14 protein-coding genes and 1 pseudogene are annotated in these 16,625 nt (G+C 69.1%); 7 read left to right on the top strand and 8 right to left on the bottom strand.

Annotated features, from left to right (window positions below; all coding sequences use genetic code 11):
- Positions 1-83 precede the first annotated feature (83 nt).
- From HD593_RS24845 to HD593_RS24820, 6 genes are all read left to right on the top strand, one after another.
- Entirely contained in the window at positions 84-2,414 is a 2,331-nt protein-coding gene (locus HD593_RS24845) for a family 43 glycosylhydrolase (protein ID WP_221524938.1), read from the top strand.
- Positions 2,415-2,656: 242 nt separating this feature from the next.
- On the top strand, positions 2,657-3,970 hold the full coding sequence (locus HD593_RS24840; RefSeq protein WP_185104512.1) for an RICIN domain-containing protein: 1,314 nt from the start codon (positions 2,657-2,659) through the stop codon (positions 3,968-3,970).
- Between the two features lie 94 nt (positions 3,971-4,064).
- Complete coding sequence (locus HD593_RS24835; protein ID WP_185104511.1) at positions 4,065-5,588, top strand: RICIN domain-containing protein; 1,524 nt, start codon at positions 4,065-4,067, stop codon at positions 5,586-5,588.
- A gap of 178 nt (positions 5,589-5,766) precedes the next feature.
- The gene (locus HD593_RS24830) at positions 5,767-7,167 is read left to right on the top strand and encodes a family 43 glycosylhydrolase (protein WP_221524937.1); all 1,401 of its coding nucleotides are present in this window, start codon (positions 5,767-5,769) and stop codon (positions 7,165-7,167) included.
- An 11-nt stretch (positions 7,168-7,178) separates the two neighbouring features.
- The gene (locus HD593_RS24825) at positions 7,179-7,502 is read left to right on the top strand and encodes a hypothetical protein (protein WP_185104509.1); all 324 of its coding nucleotides are present in this window, start codon (positions 7,179-7,181) and stop codon (positions 7,500-7,502) included.
- Complete coding sequence (locus HD593_RS24820) at positions 7,499-8,968, top strand: RICIN domain-containing protein (RefSeq protein ID WP_185104508.1); 1,470 nt, start codon at positions 7,499-7,501, stop codon at positions 8,966-8,968. Before HD593_RS24825 ends, HD593_RS24820 begins: the two co-directional genes overlap by 4 nt.
- Before the next feature lie 355 nt (positions 8,969-9,323).
- Here the strand turns inward: HD593_RS24820 and HD593_RS61700 are convergent.
- From HD593_RS61700 to HD593_RS24775, 8 genes and pseudogenes are all read right to left on the bottom strand, one after another.
- Positions 9,324-9,698, bottom strand: a pseudogene (locus HD593_RS61700) (transposase); the annotation flags it as partial.
- 28 nt (positions 9,699-9,726) lie between these two features.
- Entirely contained in the window at positions 9,727-9,933 is a 207-nt protein-coding gene (locus tag HD593_RS63565; RefSeq protein ID WP_185104505.1) for a trehalase-like domain-containing protein, read from the bottom strand.
- Positions 9,930-10,442, bottom strand: a complete 513-nt coding sequence (locus tag HD593_RS24800; RefSeq protein WP_185104504.1) for a hypothetical protein — start codon at positions 10,440-10,442, stop codon at positions 9,930-9,932. Before HD593_RS24800 ends, HD593_RS63565 begins: the two co-directional genes overlap by 4 nt.
- Positions 10,439-11,782: a molybdopterin-dependent oxidoreductase gene (locus HD593_RS24795; protein WP_312903675.1), complete on the bottom strand. Its 1,344-nt coding sequence runs from the start codon at positions 11,780-11,782 to the stop codon at positions 10,439-10,441. The genes HD593_RS24800 and HD593_RS24795 overlap by 4 nt, the downstream gene beginning before the upstream one ends.
- Before the next feature lie 38 nt (positions 11,783-11,820).
- Positions 11,821-13,272: a glycosyltransferase 87 family protein gene (locus HD593_RS24790; protein WP_221524935.1), complete on the bottom strand. Its 1,452-nt coding sequence runs from the start codon at positions 13,270-13,272 to the stop codon at positions 11,821-11,823.
- Positions 13,269-14,282, bottom strand: coding sequence for an NAD-dependent epimerase/dehydratase family protein (locus HD593_RS24785; RefSeq protein ID WP_185104503.1), 1,014 nt, complete (start codon positions 14,280-14,282; stop codon positions 13,269-13,271). The genes HD593_RS24790 and HD593_RS24785 overlap by 4 nt, the downstream gene beginning before the upstream one ends.
- Complete coding sequence (locus HD593_RS24780) at positions 14,279-14,932, bottom strand: TIGR04282 family arsenosugar biosynthesis glycosyltransferase (protein ID WP_185104502.1); 654 nt, start codon at positions 14,930-14,932, stop codon at positions 14,279-14,281. Before HD593_RS24780 ends, HD593_RS24785 begins: the two co-directional genes overlap by 4 nt.
- Position 14,933: 1 nt before the next feature.
- Positions 14,934-15,593 (bottom strand): glycosyltransferase family 2 protein, encoded by a 660-nt coding sequence (locus tag HD593_RS24775; RefSeq protein ID WP_185104501.1) that lies wholly within the window; start codon positions 15,591-15,593, stop codon positions 14,934-14,936.
- 317 nt (positions 15,594-15,910) lie between these two features.
- Here HD593_RS24775 and HD593_RS24770 point away from each other — a divergent pair, with 317 nt between their 5' ends.
- Positions 15,911-16,522 carry a methyltransferase domain-containing protein gene (locus HD593_RS24770; RefSeq protein ID WP_185104500.1) on the top strand — a complete coding sequence of 204 codons (612 nt, stop codon included), beginning with the start codon at positions 15,911-15,913 and terminating at the stop codon, positions 16,520-16,522.
- Positions 16,523-16,625 lie beyond the last annotated feature (103 nt).

The following is a 16,625-nucleotide window of genomic DNA, read 5'->3' as shown; positions in this document are numbered from 1 at the left end:
ACTGCGACCGGACTGCCCAACGTCGACTACCTCGACGTCAGCGGGTGAGAGCGCCGGCGCCACGATGAACGAAGGGCAGCACCATGATCGGTACCTTACGCAGAACCCTGGCGCGGGGAGGGCTCGTCGCCGCGGCATGGCTGGTCCTGTCAGTGGCGGCATCCGGTGCCCCCGCCGCGTCGGCTGAACCCCTGGCGGCCGGCAACGCCCACGTCTCCCGCTACTCTGCCGCGGACTACACCGCCAGCTCGTGGACGGCCTTCTCCTCAGCCAGGGACTCGCTCACCCGACAAGGAGGCGAAGACGCCACCGCCCGCCAGAAACTCCAGAGGGCCGCTGATGGTCTGGTCATGGTTCGTGGCCTGAAGAGTCTGGTCGCGGACTACAAAACCCGCCCCGCCGGCAAGTACACGAGCGACTCCTGGGCACCCTTCGCCAAGGCGTTGGCCAACGCGGACGGCGTCGTCGCCGACGCCTCGGCAACCGCGTCGGAAGTCGCCGCCGCGAAGACGGCGCTGACGACCGCCGCCGGCAAGCTCGCGGCCGCCGACGAGGGGACGTTCCAGACCATCACGAACGATGTCTTCTGGAACGACACGAGCGGCAACCCCATCTATTCGCAAGGCGGCGGTGTCTTCAGGTTCGGCGACACCTACTACTGGTACGGCGTGCACTACACGGGCGCCGAGCTCTACCGGGCCAACCCGACGAGAAAGTACGACGGCGACGTCTCGTTCGTCTCGATCCCCGTGTACTCGTCGAAGGATCTGGTGAACTGGAAGTTCGAGAACCGCGTCGCCACCCGCTCCACGAGCCTCGCCAGCGGGGCCACCCTCGGCCAGGCGGGCTGGGTAGGACGGCTGGGCGTCTCCTACAACGAGAACACCGGAAAGTACGTGCTGGTCGTGCAGGCGTATCTCCCGTCGATGGGTGGCGACGGGGTTCTGTTCCTCCGGGGCGACTCCCCCACCGACACCTTCGACTACGCCTACTTCCAGACCCAGGTCGTCAACTCTCCGACGACGGGCACCGGAGATCAGACCGTCTTCACGGACGAGGACGGAAAGGACTACCTGATCTTCTCCAACCGGGAAGGGCGCTCCCGTGCCTTTGTCTCCAAGCTGAGAGAGTCCGACTCGCTGCGAGTGGAGCCCGCCGTGCAGATCGGCTACAACTCCGCCGGGCGCGAGGGCAACGCCATGTTCAAGCTCGACGGCAAGTACTACCACGCCGCGTCGGACCTGCACGGCTGGAACACCTCGGTGACCCATGTCATCGAGTCGACCGGCAGCAACGTTCAAGGCTCCTACACCGGTGAGTACACCCTCGCCGGCACCGAGATGGACTACAGCCACGTGACCCAGACCGGGTTCTTCGTGACCGTCAAGGGAACCAAGCAGAACACGGTCATCTACGCCGGCGACCGCTGGGCCGACTTCGCCTGGAACGGCATCGGGTACAACCAGTGGATGCCGGTGACCAAGACCGGCGCCCGGCCCCAGTTCCATTCCGTGAGCCAATGGCAGTTCAACGTCACGACCGGAGAATGGCGTGTCGGTCCGGCGAACAACTACGCTCTCAACCCCAATTTCCAGGCCGACCGCATCATCGTCCCCCAGGTTCAGGGGTGGACGAACTTCCGCGAGTCGGGGCCGACCTCCCTCGTGACCAACGTCGACGGCGGCGCCAACGGGTCCCGCTTCGCGCTGCGGATCGGGGCCACGCAATCCTACGCGGGTGGCGTGCGGCAACAGATCACTGTGCCGGCCGGCGTCTACAGGCTGTCGGCGTTCGCCAGGACCACCGGTTCACTCAGCGCCGCGCAGGTGACGATCACGGACGCCGGCGGTGCCTCGCGCACGCTCGACATCCCGGCATCCAGCGGCTGGACCCGCCGCGAACTCACGGAGATCCCGGTGTCCGCGGGCACGGCCACCATCACGATCCGGGCGGCGTCCGGCAACGGATACCTGTTCGTCGACGACCTCGGACTCGTCAGGACGTCCGGGGACACGCCGCCGGGGCAGCGTTACGAGGCCGAGACCGCGCCGGCGGTGTGTCAGGGCACGATCGATGCGAACTGGGCCGGCTTCTCCGGCAGCGGTTTCTGTAACGGCACCAACGCGGCCGGAGCCTATGCCCAGTTCACCGTGAACCCGTCGGCGGCCGGAACGGCGTCGCTCGGAATCCGGTATGCCAACGGCGCCGGCAGCGCCAGGGCCGCCAACCTGATCGTCAACGGATCCGCGGTGGCGACAGTGTCGTTCGAACCCACCGGCGCCTGGACGACGTGGGCCACCAAGACCATGACCGTCCCGCTGACCACCGGCGGCAACACCATCCGAGTGGACCCCACCACCACAGCCGGACTGCCCAACATCGACCACCTCGACCTCGGCCCCACGGCCGGCTGACACCTCACTACGTGAGGTCAGGAGGATGTCCGCGGCGCTGCAGTGTGCGGGCCCGCGTACGACGCCGCGCTGGACAACGGCTGGACCCGCCCGACATCAACAACTCCGGCAACGGCTGAGAGAACCAGGCCGTCTTCAACCGGAACGGCCGCATCCAACCCCAGCGTCTGCGGGCTCCCCTGACAAGCGGACCCAACCGAACTCCGATGGCTACAGCCACCCCTGCACTCAAGGAGTCATCCATGACCATGCAACGGCGGACATTCCTCAGCGTGAGCGCGGCCGGAGCGGCGGGCCTCGGCCTGTCCCTGCTCGGCGCAGGGCAGGCGCTCTCCGCCGTCGGGCCGCTGGACACGGCGCCGACCACGCCGTTCGCGGTCGGCGTGCGCCGGTATGACTGGACCCGGGGCAGCCGCCCGTGTACCACCTACGTCTACTACCCCGCCACCGGCGCCCCCGGCGGCAACCCGGTGACGAACGCCCCGGTCGCCGACGGCGTCTTCCCCGTCTACAACTTCACCCACGGCTACGGCAGCAGCCCGCAGAACTCGCTGTTCATCATCCGGGCCCTGGCCGCGGCCGGCTTCATCGTCCCCGCCCCGCACTTCAACCATAACTTCAACGACGTCAACAACGGCAACACCTCCAAGGACGTCTCGCAGATCCTCACCCAGACCCTCGCCCTCAACACCAGCGGAGCGCTCGCCGGGCACATCAACACCGGCATCGGCGTCGGAGTGTCAGGCCACTCCCTGGGCGGCATGACCACCCACGGCCTGCTGACCTCCTGGCCCGACAGCCGGATCATCTCCGCCAACCCGCAGTCCTGCGTAGACATGGGCAACCCGGCCGGCTCGGTCTCGGCCAAGGTCCTGTTCGTCCACGGCGACCGCGACTCGACCACGCAGTACTCCTCGGCCCGGCAGGCGTACACGGAAATGACCTGGCCCAAGGCGTTCCTCACCTTCGTCGGCGGCAGCCACACCAGCTTCTGGAGCGACAACCGCTTCCCGAACACCGTCGTCGACTGGGCCCGCTGGACCATGTACGGCGACACCGCCGCCCGTGACCGCCTTCCGGCCGGCGCGGCCGGGCCCAACACCAGGTGGGAAGCCCAGCTGGGTGACTCGCCCGGCGGCCCGGCCGCCTACACCCTGGTGGCCCAGCACAGCGGCAAGGCCGCCGACATCGACCAGGCCTCCACCGCCGCCGGCGCACGGCTCATCCAATACACCGCCAACAGCCGCCCCAACCAGCAGTTCGAGTTCGTGGACTCCAGCGACGGCCACGTCCGCGTCAAGGCCCGGCACAGTGGCCTGTTCCTCCAGCCCACGGGCACCGCGACCGGCGCGGACGTCGTCCAACAGGCCGACACCGGCGCCACCGGCCAGCAGTGGCGCGTGGTCGACCACGGCGGTGACGTCATCAGCCTCGTCAACCGGGAGTCCGGCCTGGCCATGGACGTCTGGGAACACTCCACCGCCGACGGCGCCCGCATCTCCCAGTGGACCTACAACGGCAGCTCCAACCAGCGCTTCACCCGCCGCCGCGTCTGACACGAGACCTGACCGGGGCACCGCTCGGACGACAGGGCGGGCGGTGCCCCGACATGGCGCCGGCCACCCTTCACCATCACACGGGACGGGTTCAATGACACAGCCTCTCCACGCTCGGACCTCACCGCGACGTCCGCACAGACGCCGCACCACCTTCGTCCTCCTCGGCGCACTGATCGCGAGCAGCGCCGCCGCACTGGTCACGGAACCGCCGGCGAACGCGGCCGTGATCGACCCGGCGGCGTACTACCAGATCGTCTCCCGGCACAGCGGCAAAGCGATCGACATCGCCGGCCAGTCGACCGCCGACGGCGCCGCCGTCCAGCAACAGACCCGCGCCGGCCAGGCGAGCCAGCAGTTCCAGTTCGCCGACGCCGGCAACGGCCACTACAAGCTCCGAGCCCGGCACAGCGGCAAGGTGATGGACATCGCCTCGGCGTCCACGGCGAACGGGGCGAACGTCGTCCAGTGGACCGACAACGGCGGCACCAACCAGCACTTCCGCGTCGTGGACACCGACAGCGGATATGTCAAGCTCATCAACCGCAACAGCGGCAAGGCCCTCGACGTCTGGGAGCAGTCCACCGCCGACGGCGCCCGCATCTCCCAGTACACCGACACGGGCGCCGCCAACCAGCAGTGGCAACTGGTCCGGGCCGACACGCCATCGGCCCCGAAGTACGCCGGCTATCTGTTCACCTACTTCACCGGCGAGAACACCTCCGCCGGCGAGCAGATCTACTTCGCGCTCAGCCAGGGCAACGACCCGACCCGGTGGCGCCAGCTCAACGGTGGACGGCCCGTGCTGACCTCGACCCTGGGTACCCGCGGCGTACGCGACCCGTTCATCATCCGTTCACCGCAGGGCGACAGGTTCTACCAGATCGCCACCGACCTGCGGATGTACGGCAACGGCAACTGGGAGCAGGTCCAGCGGACCGGCAGCAAGTCCATCGTGGTCTGGGAATCGACCGACCTCGTCAACTGGAGCGCGCCACGCCTGGCACGCGTCTCACCGGACACGGCCGGCAACACATGGGCCCCGGAGGCGTACTACGACGAGGGACTCGGCCAGTACGTCGTGTTCTGGGCGTCGAAACTGTACTCCGCCGGCGACCCCGACCACACCGGCACCACCTACAACCGGATGATGTACGCCACCACATCCGACTTCCGGACCTTCAGCGCCGCGCAGATCTGGGTCGACAAGGGCTACTCGACGATCGACTCGACGATCACCAAGCACAACGGAACCTACTACCGCTTCACGAAGGACGAGCGGAGCACATCGCAGACCCCGTGCGGCAAGTTCATCCTCGCCGAGAAGTCGGCGACCATGCTCAACCGCACCTACTCCTTCGTCGCAGACTGCCTCGGGAACAACGCGATCAGCCAGGGCGAGGGCCCGCTGGTCTTCAAATCGAACACCGACGAGCGCTGGTACATGTTCATCGACGAGTACGGAGGCCGGGGCTACGTACCGTTCACGACCACCGACCTGAACACCCGGCAATGGTCACCCGTCTCCAGCTACACCATGCCCGGCCGGCCGCGCCACGGCACCGTCCTGCCGATCACCCAGGCCGAGTACGACCGGCTACTGCAACACTGGGGCTGAGCCGCCGGCCGCTCGGCACGCCGAGCGGCCCACCCGTGTGATCATCCGTCAGCGGCTCGGCCTGCGCGGTGGCGCGGTCACCGATCCCAATGACGGTGCCTGACCTGGCCGGATGCTAATCAGCTCTCCAGCCAAGATTGATAGCGCTAACATCGATGGCGCTCAGACGGAGGCACGCATGACGGTGAGCAGATGGGCGGCCGCCACGGCCGCGCTCGTTCTGGCCTGCTTCGACCTGGTGGCCACGGCCGCTCCGGCGCTCGCGGCGACGCTGCCGACCGGCGCCCGGTCCCTGGAGTCGGTCAACTACCCCGGCCGGTACGTCCGGCACGCCGACGCGCTCGGCCGCGTCGACCCGGTCACCTCGGCCGCCGCGACCCAAACCAAGCTCGACGCGACCTTCACGATCGTCAACGGCCTGGCCACGCCCTCCTGCTTCTCCTTCCAGACCAAGGAGGGCCGATTTCTGCGACACCGCGACTGGCGGCTGCGTGTGGACGCCAACACCGGCGACGCGACGTTCCGGGCTGACGCCACGTTCTGCGCCGTCGACGATTCCGTCGCCGGATCGACGTCGCTGATTTCCTACAACTATCCGAGCCGCCGGATCAGGCACCGGGACTTCGAGCTCTGGCTGGACCCGTACCAGGACACCGCGACCTTCCGCGCGGACAGCTCGTTCCGGATCGCCGCGCCGTGGGCACCCAAGACGAACCGGAACCCGGTGATTCCCGGCCTGTTCGCCGACCCGCACGTCACCGCGATCAACGGCCGCTACTACCTGTACGCGACGACCGACGGCTACGCGAGCTGGCGCGGCACGTACTACAAGGCATTCTCCTCCGCCGACCTGGTGACCTGGACCGACCACGGCGTTGTCCTGGATCACGGCCCCGACGTGTCCTGGGCAGACGACTCGGCCTGGGCCCCGGCGGTCGCGGCGGCCAATGGCCGCTACTACCTGTACTTCAGCGGCGGCGCCGCCACCGGAAACACCGCCAAGCAGCTAGGCGTCGCGGTCTCCGACTCGCCGACGGGCCCGTTCCGGGACGCGCTCGGACGGCCGCTCATCGCCGCCGGCCAGTACTCCGGCCAGGCGATCGATCCGATGGTCTTCACCGACGACGACGGCCGCTCATACCTCTACTGGGGGCAGGGCGTCGCCCGCGTCGTGCCGCTGAACGGCGACATGACCTCCTTCAACCCAGCGCAAGTACGGACGATCACCCCATCGGGCTACAACGAAGCGCCGTTCGTGTTCAAACGCGGCGGGATCTACTACTTCATGTGGTCGGAGAACGACACCCGCAGCGAGGACTACCGAGTGGCGTATGCGACCGGGTCGAGCCCGCTGGGACCGTGGACCAAGCGCGGCGTGGTGCTGCAGAAGCGGCTGGAGGCCGCGATCAAGGGCACCGGGCACCATTCGGTCGTCCGCATGCCCGACACCGACACGTGGTACATCGCCTACCACCGGTTCGCCGTGCCAGCGGGGAACGGGACCAACAGGGAGGTGGCCGTCGACCGGATGGAGTTCGCCGCAGACGGAACGATCCGTCCGATCGTGCCGACCCTCTGAGCCTGTGGGTGGTGATTCATCATCCGGCCAGGTCGAGCCGCATGCCGATACGCCCTCAGGATGCCTCCAAGCAGGGCGTCCCCAAGACGATCACGTCGATGGATGCCGAGCGCCATGACGCGGATCCCGGCATCGACCAGCACGGCGTCGAAGGCATCGGCAACACGGCCGACGTAAGCCACCGCCGCCGTCCCTACGTACGCAGCAATGTCCCACAACCGCCGATCCTGTTGCTGGAGCAGCACGATGCGGGCGGCCCTGAGGTGCGTCATCAAGATGATGTCGCAAGTGAGGTTCGACCCAGGAATTTGGATCTAGTGATGGGAGTTCCATGACACCGATCACGGCGTTACGCCGGTTACTGACCGCCCTTGTGGTGACCGCGCTCACCGCGGCGGCAAGCCTCGTCGTCTCCGCGGCGCCGGCCCATGCCGCCACCAGCCAGTTCCGAGGCATGAACTGGGCCGTACTGGGTGACAACTTCAGCACCGGCACGCTCGTCCTGCACGGCCTGAGCCAGTCCGACAGCAACGCGACCGTACGCGCCAAGGCCGGCGCCCTCTACGACGACATGGCCTCCACCATGGGCGTCAACACCGTCCGGCTGCCCATCAACACGCACACGGTGGCCAACACCACCTGGTGGAACGCCTACCGCGGCGCCATCGACGCCGCCACCGCCCGCGGATTCAAGGTCATCCTCGCCTACTGGGAGGACGGCGCCGCCTCCGGCGGCAGGATCACGAACCTCGCCGCGTGGAACACGATGTGGTCCAGCGTCACCAGCACCTACGGCTCGAACGGCAACGTCTACTTCGAGCCGATGAACGAGCCGCACGGCTACAGCTCGGCCGAATGGCGCGACGTCGCCGCCGCCTGGCTCGCCCACCACTACTCGGCCCCGGCGAACCGGGTGCTCATCGGCGGCACCGGCTACAGCCAGGACCTGCGCGACATCTGCAACGACAGCCGCTTCAACGCGACCCTGCTGTCCTTCCACCACTACGCCTTCTTCTACAGCGCGATGACCTACGACGCCTTCCGGAACCACATCCAGACGCGGCTGGGCACCTGCGCCTCCCGCGCGATCGCGACCGAGTTCGGCGCGCCGATGTCCACCGGCCTCAACTACGGCGACGCCAACAGCACCGACAACTTCGTGCGCCACATCCGCGCCATGGCCCAGGTCATGCGGGACAACCAGATGGGCGGCACCTACTGGCCCGCCCTCGGCGGCAAACCAGGCGACATCGGCTACGACTGGTACTCGATGTACGCCCTGAGCGGCAGCGGCACCGATCTCCACCTGACCGTCCGCAACCCCTCCGGCGCCGACCGGATCCGGTACGCCTGGGGCGACACCATCGGCCCCACCCCTCCGCCGACGTACTACGCGATCACCGTGCGCCACAGCGGCAAGGCCATGGACGTCCAGCAACCGAACACCGACAACGGAGCCCGCGTCGGCCAGTACACCTACAACGGCAACGCATGGCAGCAGTGGCAGTTCCAGGACGCCGGCAGCGGCTACTGGCGCATCATCAGCCGCCACAGCGGAAGGTGCCTCGACGTGGTGAGCGCTTCGGCCGCCGACGGCGCCGAGCTCATCCAGTACACCTGCGGCACCGGCACCAACCAGCAGTTCCAGCTGATCGCCAACGGCGGCTACTTCCAGCTCCGGGCACGACACAGCGGCAAATGCGTGGACGTACCGTCCGCATCGACCGCGGACGGCGCGATCCTCAAGCAGTACCCGTGCAACACCGGCACCAACCAGCAGTGGTCACGCAGGGCCGTCTGACCATCGTCTCGACGTGACCGCGGGCCCGCGGAACGGCCCTCATGCCCCCGGTGCCGAGCGCGTGCTGTGTGCTTGGTGCCGGGGAGCCGGACGGATCGGGAAACGAGCAAGCGATCGACGATACCAGCGGCGCCTGGCCAATCTGCTGGCCAGGCGCCGTGACGTGGTCGTCGAGCTGCCCGCGGCGCCCACAAGGTGTCGACCTTCCCGCTGCCCTGTGTGGTCAGCCGCGGTGAATGTCCACGACATGCTCCTGATCGACCTCCAAGAAGATCGGCTCGGCTTGGAATGAACCGATCCGGGTTCCTTGGAGGCTGGTGTGCCCCGAGTTGGGTGGAGTCGCGTTTTTGGATTGTCATGCCACGGTGGGTGTGTTCTCGAACTGTATCGGGGTGGGCATGCCCAGGCTGCTGTGTCGTCGTTGCCGGTTGTGCCAGATCTCCAGGTACTCGAAGTTCGCGTTGGCGAGCTCGATGCGGGTGTTCCAGCGCCGGCGGTCGAGGAGTTCGACCTGCATCCGGGATCAGAACGACTCCATCATGGCGTTGTCGAAGCGATCGCCGACGCTGCCCATGGAGGGCAGCAGGCCGGAGTCCTTGGCCCGCTGGGTGAAGGCCCAGGAGCCGAACTGGTCGGAGTGGATGATCGTTCCGGCGGGTGGCGTGCGGTTGTCGATGGCCATGCCTAGCGCGCTGGTCACCAGGGTGGCGGTCTGGGTGGAGTCGATGGACTCAACTCGGGGCACACCACGGCCTCCATCAAACTCGGCGCGGTTCATTCACCTCAGCCGGGCTCGCCGGCCGGATCGCCCAGAAGCCGGCCTCTTCATCCAGTAGCCGGGCGAAGAGCGCCGGACTGTCGAAACGCGGCAGGCACAGCCAGTCGACAGAGCCGTCGGAGGTGACCAGCGCGGCGGACCGGCAGTCCGACAGCATCGCGTAGTCGCCGATCGGCGGGGTACTCAACGGCCGACCCGCCCGGCGGCCAGGCGTCGCAGCACGTAGAGCAGTGCCGAGGCGGCGAAGAGTACCAGGGTGATCAGAATCCATCGGTTGAGATAAGGGATGGTGCTCAAGCCGGCCGCCGCCCTGTAGTTGGGCTCAGCGCCGCGCAGGATGAGCGGGAACCACACCAGCAGCAGCAGACCGGAGAACGCGGTCGGCACACGCAGGTGGTTGATCGCAGCCACCGGCCGCCCCGGCGGCCGAGGCCGAGCCGCTGTACGACGACGGCGACGGGTATGGGTATGGGTGGTGGCGGCCTGGGCGGCGAGGTCGGCGGCGGAGTAGAGGGGAAACAGCACCAGATCGTGGAAGATGACGGCTCCCACGAACCACACCAGGAAGCCCGGCCATATTCCCGCGCCGACCACCCGGGTGGCGGTGTAAGCGGCGAGCAGAAAACAGAGGACGAGTGCGAGCAGGTGCCACGGCGGAGCGCCGTAGGTCCTTGCCCACCGGCTGTGGCTGTTCACGGTCGCTTCCGGGTGAAGTCGAGCTCGCGCACCCACTTCGTGTTGTGTACTCCGGGAGCGTTGGGGACAATGACCCGCGCCGGGTATCCGTGGTCGAGGGACAGGTCGGCACCGTTGACCCGCAGTGCCAGCAGCGAGCGCGGGTCGGCGACCTGCACGGCGCTGAGTGAGGCCTGGCCGAAGTAGCCCCCGCGTTGCAGAGACCTGGTGGTGACGCCTGCCGAGCCGGTCTGGGTCCCGGCGAGCCGGGCGAGGTCGGCCAGCCGTACGCCGGTCCAGGTCTGGACGGTCGACCATCCTTCTACGCAGGCGATCGGCAAGGCGTAGGTGTACAGCGGCATCGCCAGCAGGTCTTCACGGGAAAGTGCCATCCGGTGCGGTCCGACGAGTGCCAGCCGCCAGGACTCGCCGGTGCTGGCCGGTGTGACGCCGAGGCTCGCCGCTGTCTTGTTGACCTGGAAGTCGTTGGGGCCGGTACCGTAGTGGCGCCCATGGGGCGCGAGCAGCGCGGTGCGGCGCAACGGCCCGTCGAGGCACTGGCCGACGGACAGGCCGAACATGATCATGGAGCCGCCGCCGGCGAAGGCCAGCAGGCCGCGTCTGGACATCGTGGCGGGCGCCGGGTGGGTGGCGACCAGGCCGTCGGGGTCCGGCGGCTCAGGGCGGGTGTCGGCCACAGAGGTGCGCAGGTAGTCGCGCAGGCCGTGCTTCCGCAGAGTGCGGAGGACGCGGGGCAGCTTGATGGCGACGTGTACGGCGAAGGCGGCCAGGAAGATCCATGCGCCATAGAAGTGGGCCGGGTAGAAGGAGAACGGGAAGACGTAGAAAAGCTGGATGTTGAGGATCCCGGTCACGAACTGGAATATCGCTCCGCCGACCAGCAGCAGCAGGCTGGCCCGCTCGACGGCCTCCGCCACCGAGCGGGCTGGCGGCCACGCGAACAGCCTGGGGATGACCGACCACAGCTTGGCCAGCAGGATCGGCACCAGTGTCAGCCCGCCGACGACGTGCGCGCCCTGGGTGACCCGGTACAACCAGACCGGGTCCGTGGGCCAGTCGAAGAGGTAGAAGCCCAGCAGGCCCTTGCCCGGGGTGGTGTCGTTGCCCGGCAACCGAGGCTCGTAGGCGGCGTACGAGATCAGTCCGGTGATCGCGACGAGGGTGATCCCGGCCAGCAGGACCAGTCCGAGCACCGAGGTCAGCCAGGGGCCGCGGAGCGGACTGCGCCAGAACTCCGGCCGGAACGGCCCCGGCGGCCCGCTCCACCCCCCAAGGCGCGCGGCCAGGCGGCTCTTCTTGCCGGGCTTGACACGATCGCGCCCCCGCGACACATCCGGCACCGATCCCCCCGAAATCCGATGTCGGCCGTTCGGTCTCCTTACCAGAACGAGCCTCTCCAAAACCGCGCCCCGGCACCCCTTCGCTGTCTTGGGGCGTTGCAGGCGCTGCTGGTCGAGGGACGGACCGCGCGTGCGACAAGCCCGGTGGCCACCGCCAGCGCGGCAAGGGCGTAGCCGATGGTCCCCGCGCCGGTGCCGGGGCCCATGTACGCCGCGCCGCTCGCCAGCGGGACGCCGAGCCACTCCCACCGGCCGTCGAGGGCGACCAGCGCGACGACCAGTACGGCGTACCAGGAATAGCCGGGCGTGAACACGAGGAACCCCACACCGGTCACCGCCAGGGCGCCTTGCCACGGCCGGTCCGCGTCACCGCGGCGCAGTACGTGGAAGATCGCGATTGTGAGGATGAGAAGGGCCGCGGGGAACGCCCACGAGTCCGGGAGGACCAGCCTCAGCAATGCGTACCGGTCCCTGCTGCCGGCGTCGTCGTAACCCTCCTCGGTCACGTAGCCGGAGAAATATCCGAGTACCGAGCCGCGCGAGGCGAGCACGTACGGCAGGTAGGCGAGCGCCACGACGAGGGCGGCGGGGCCGAGCACGGCCAGGGCATCGAGCATCCGGCGCGCCGGCGACCTCCCGTCTGTCGCGAGGATCCCGGAGAGCGCTCCGGGTACGGTGATGGCGGGCAGCAGTTTGACGGCGGTCGCCGCGCCGAGCAGCGTGCCGCCGAGGGCCCTGTGCCTGTTCGTCGTGGTCATGGCGATGACGGCGAGCAGGACGGCGAGCGCGTCGACGTGGGCGTTGTTCACCAGTTCGAGCGGAACGGCGGGGCACCACGCGTAGCAGGCGGCGTACGCGGGAGCGCTGTCCCGGGTCCCGGGCCGGCGGCTGAGTGTGATCAGCAGCACGGCTGAGGTGGCGAGCGCCAGGAGCGCACCGCCGATCTGCAGCGGCTTGTGCCGTGCCCCTTCGGGCGAGAGTCCGTGCACCAGGAGGAAGTACGCCTCCGCCAGGGGCGGATAGATCGTGTGCACGCCGGGGCGGTTGATCCGCGTGCACGACGCGACCGAGTCCCCGGAGGTGATCGGATAACGGTCGGGCCCCTCGCAGCCGGCGCCGCGCGGGAAGAGCCAGAGGTCGCGCAGGGGCGCCAGCACCGCCTCGGCCGGGGCGTGATCGTAGGGCGAGACACCCGCGGCCTGCACCCGCCCGTCCCAGGCGTAGCGGTAGGAGTCGGTGCTGGTGACGGGCGGCGAGAGGAGGCCGGTGGCGGTCACGGCGACCCCACCGGCGATCAGCAGGCACATCGCCTGGCGCGCCCGCAGCCCGCGCACGGCCCACGTCGCCGCGCCGAAGAACGCCCACGCCAGCGCGTACGGCCAGAACAGGCCGTGACGATCCGCGGGAACGGCGTTCTGGCCGGCCGTCCACGCGAGCGTGCCGACCAGTGCGACCAGCAGGACGGCCGTTCCCGCCGCGCGGCAGGTCACTCCGGGCAGGCCAGGGGTGCGGTGGCGAACTCCTTCATCCCCTCGTCGAACCCGATCCGGGCATGGAACCCGAGCTCCGCGCCCGCCTTGTGCGGAGCGGCCACGATGTGGCGGACGTCGCCCAGCCGGTATCCCCCCGTTATCACCGGCTCCGGCCCGCCGCAGTGCGTGGCCAGTGCCACCGCCATGTCGCCGACACTGCGCGGCTGCCCGCTGGCGATGTTGTACGCGGCCAGCAGGCCCGGCCGGCCGCCGCGGAGCGCGGCGACGTTCGCGCAAGCGACGTCCCGGACGTGGACGAAATCCCGCAACTGCGCGCCGTCCTCGAACACCCTGGGTGCTCGACCGGCCTCCAGCGCGGATCGGAAGATCGCCGCCACCCCGGAGTACGGCGTGTCCTGGGGCATCCTGGGCCCGTACACGTTGTGGTACCGCAACGCGACGGCCGTGCCCCCGGTCTCGCGCGCCCAGTTGGCGGCCAGATGCTCCTGCGCCAGCTTGCTGGTGGCGTACGCGTTGCGGGGATCGGCCGGCGCGTCCTCCTCGATGCCGGCGTAGACCACCTCCGAATCGCACCGGGGGCAATGCGGTTCGAAGTGCCCGCGTGCCAGGGCGGCGGCGGAACGGGGTGCGGGCCGTACCCTGCCGTGAGTCGGACAGTCGTAGGCGCCCTCGCCGTAGACCACCATCGAGGAGGCCAGCACCAGCCGAGCGATGTCATGCCGGGCCATCGCGGCCAGCAGCACGGCCGTGCCGTACACGTTGACCGAGGCGTAGTCCGGCAGGTCGGCCACGTTCACGCCGAGCCCGACCTTGGCCGCCTGGTGCACGACGACGCCGACGCCTGCCATCGCGCGGTCGAGTGCGGCACCGTCGCGCACATCGTCGCCGGTCCTGAGATCGAGGCGGACCACCTCGTGTCCGGCCGCTTCCAGCGCCTCCGCCACATGGCTCCCGATGAATCCGGCCGCGCCGGTGACCAGCACCTTCGCCTCGCGGGGAGGGATCATGACCGCACCGCCGTTCCGGCCAGCGCGACGGCGAAGCGGGAGCGTGGAGCCAGTGCCGCCACCTCGACCGCGTCCGCCATGGTGTCCACATCGGTCAGGCAAGGCAGGCAGGCGACGCTCATCCCGGCCTCAGTCAGTCTCTTCAGCTGGATCTCCCCTGTGGTCGGCTCGGACATCGGCACGCCGAGCAGCAGATCGGGGTCGGGGGCGCGCAGCCCGAGAAGCCAGAATCCCCCGTCCGTCGCGGGGCCGAACACCGCGTCGTGGGAGCCGAGCAAGGACACGGCGTCGGCCAGCAGGCCGGCGGACACCTGCGGGGTGTCCATGCCGATGAGCACGATCGGGATGTGCGACAGCCTGTGGGCGTCGTCGAACGCGGCGGCGAGCCGTTCGTCCAGGCCGCCGCCGCGCTGCGGAACGACCGTGAACCCGGCGGGCAGCCACGGCCCAGGAGCCCCGTCGAGAGCGAGCACGCGGCGGGCCACCGGAACCCGGGCGACCGTCCGCAACGTGTCCTCCAGCGCGGCACCGGCCAGCGCGGCGGCCTCGCGGGGAGTGCAGGGCGGGCTCAGCCGGGTCTTCACCTTCCCCGGTACGGGCTCCTTGGCGATCACCAGGAGCTGCGCGCCGCCGAGACGATGAGAACTCACCTCATGCCGTCCTGTCGGCCATGACCCGGCGCATGTCACCGATCGCCCGCAGTGTGCCGCGCACCGTCCCGGTCACCTTCGACCTCCCCGTACGGGCCAGATAGTCCACATCGACCTCGGCGATCCGCCAGCCGGCCGCACCGGCGCGCAGCACCATCTCCAAGGGGTAGCCGAACCGCCGGTCCACCAGTTCCAAGGCCAGCAGGGCGGCACGTCCGCACGCCCGCATCGGCCCCAGGTCGTGCAGGTCGGCACCGGTACGACGGCGCAGCCTGCGGGCCAGCACGGCGTTGCCGAGCCGGGCGTGCACCGGCCAGGAGGCGCCCGCCCCGAGGACGCGGCGACCGAGGACCAGATCGGCCCTGCCCGCCTGGACCGGCCCCGCGACGCACGGCAACTGCCCGGGATCGAGAGATGCGTCGGCGTCCATGAAGCACACCACCTCCGCCGTCGCGGCCGTCAGCCCCGCGTGGCACGCGGCCCCGAATCCGGGCCGGGGCTCGACCACCACCGACGCGCCCAACTCCGTCGCGACCCTCGCGGACCCGTCGGTCGAACCGTTGTCGACCACGATCGGGCGGAAGCCGGGCGGCATCCGCCCGAGCACCCAGGGCAGGGCCGCCTCCTCATTCAGGCAGGGCAGAACCACATCGATCTCCATGGGCCGACGCTAACGCGGCGGCAGCGCCCCTTTCCCTTACGAAGACATGACGTCGTTCCGAGAAATGACCGGAACGGGTCCGCGAAAATGCATTTTTATGGTGTACGCCGCGGTTTGGGCCGCTGGTTTCTATGTCCTGAGCGGGGCGTGCGGCCTGTCCCGTCTGCCAGATTCTGACTTTCCCCTGAGGGCACGCTGAACGCTTTTTTGCCAGGCGACCGCGGCCCCGCGTCCATGACGGCTCCGCAAGGATCGGCACCGGCCCACCAGGGTAATGGTGGCCGTGTGAACATCGTGCTCCTCTATGGAAAAGCCGCGTGATTGGCGCCTTCTACGAGAGTTGCCTTAGAGGTGGAGACGTCGACATCGAATATGCCGACGGCCGGATACGGTCACTCGCCGCCCAGCGCTGGCTCCGGTACAACGAGGGCGACGAACACATTCTGGCCCGATGCGGCGGACCCACTCTCGATGTCGGTTCGGGGCCCGGAAGACTGACCGTGGCACTCACCCGTATGGGAATTCCCGCTCTGGGCATCGACATCACGCCCCTGGCCGTGGAGCTGACCCGCCGCGCAGGCGGCCCGGCGCTGCGCAGATGCGTCTTCGAACCCCTTCCGGGAACCGGGTGGTGGGCCGAGGCGCTCCTGGCCGACGGCAACATCGGCATCGGCGGCGACCCGGCAGCCCTCCTGCAGCGCCTGCGCGAGCTGGTCAGGCCGGGAGGAACGGTGATCGCGGAGCTCTCGCCGCCGGGCGCACAGAGCGGGGTCCACACCATCCGGCTGCGCCAGGCCGGCCGTACGAGCGACTGGTTCACCTGGGCGACTGTCTCGATCGACGATATCGCCCCCCTTGCCGGGCGATCCGGGTTCCCCGTCGTCGAGCGCTGGAACGCGGCGGGGCGATGGTTCGCATCCCTCTCATGACTCGCCCGGTCCGCCGCCGAACTTGCGTCGCGCCGGGACGGTCGGGTGAGAACGGGCCGGCCTGGCCGCGCTACCAGGTGCATGTCCTGACATCGATGGGGGA

The sequence above is a fragment of the Nonomuraea rubra genome (assembly GCF_014207985.1).
Taxonomy (GTDB): domain Bacteria; phylum Actinomycetota; class Actinomycetes; order Streptosporangiales; family Streptosporangiaceae; genus Nonomuraea; species Nonomuraea rubra.
Note: the sequence above shows the minus strand (reverse complement) of the source record. Positions and strands in the feature narration are given on the sequence as shown.

Excerpts from the sequence above, each read along its gene's own strand:
- HD593_RS24845 (WP_221524938.1), top strand. The coding sequence starts at position 84 with ATGATCGGTACCTTACGCAGAACCCTGGCGCGGGGAGGGCTCGTCGCC.
- HD593_RS24840 (WP_185104512.1), top strand. The coding sequence starts at position 2,657 with ATGACCATGCAACGGCGGACATTCCTCAGCGTGAGCGCGGCCGGAGCG.
- HD593_RS24835 (WP_185104511.1), top strand. The coding sequence starts at position 4,065 with ATGACACAGCCTCTCCACGCTCGGACCTCACCGCGACGTCCGCACAGA.
- HD593_RS24830 (WP_221524937.1), top strand. The coding sequence starts at position 5,767 with ATGACGGTGAGCAGATGGGCGGCCGCCACGGCCGCGCTCGTTCTGGCC.
- HD593_RS24820 (WP_185104508.1), top strand. The coding sequence starts at position 7,499 with ATGACACCGATCACGGCGTTACGCCGGTTACTGACCGCCCTTGTGGTG.
- HD593_RS24785 (WP_185104503.1), bottom strand. The coding sequence starts at position 14,282 with ATGATCCCTCCCCGCGAGGCGAAGGTGCTGGTCACCGGCGCGGCCGGA.
- HD593_RS24775 (WP_185104501.1), bottom strand. The coding sequence starts at position 15,593 with ATGGAGATCGATGTGGTTCTGCCCTGCCTGAATGAGGAGGCGGCCCTG.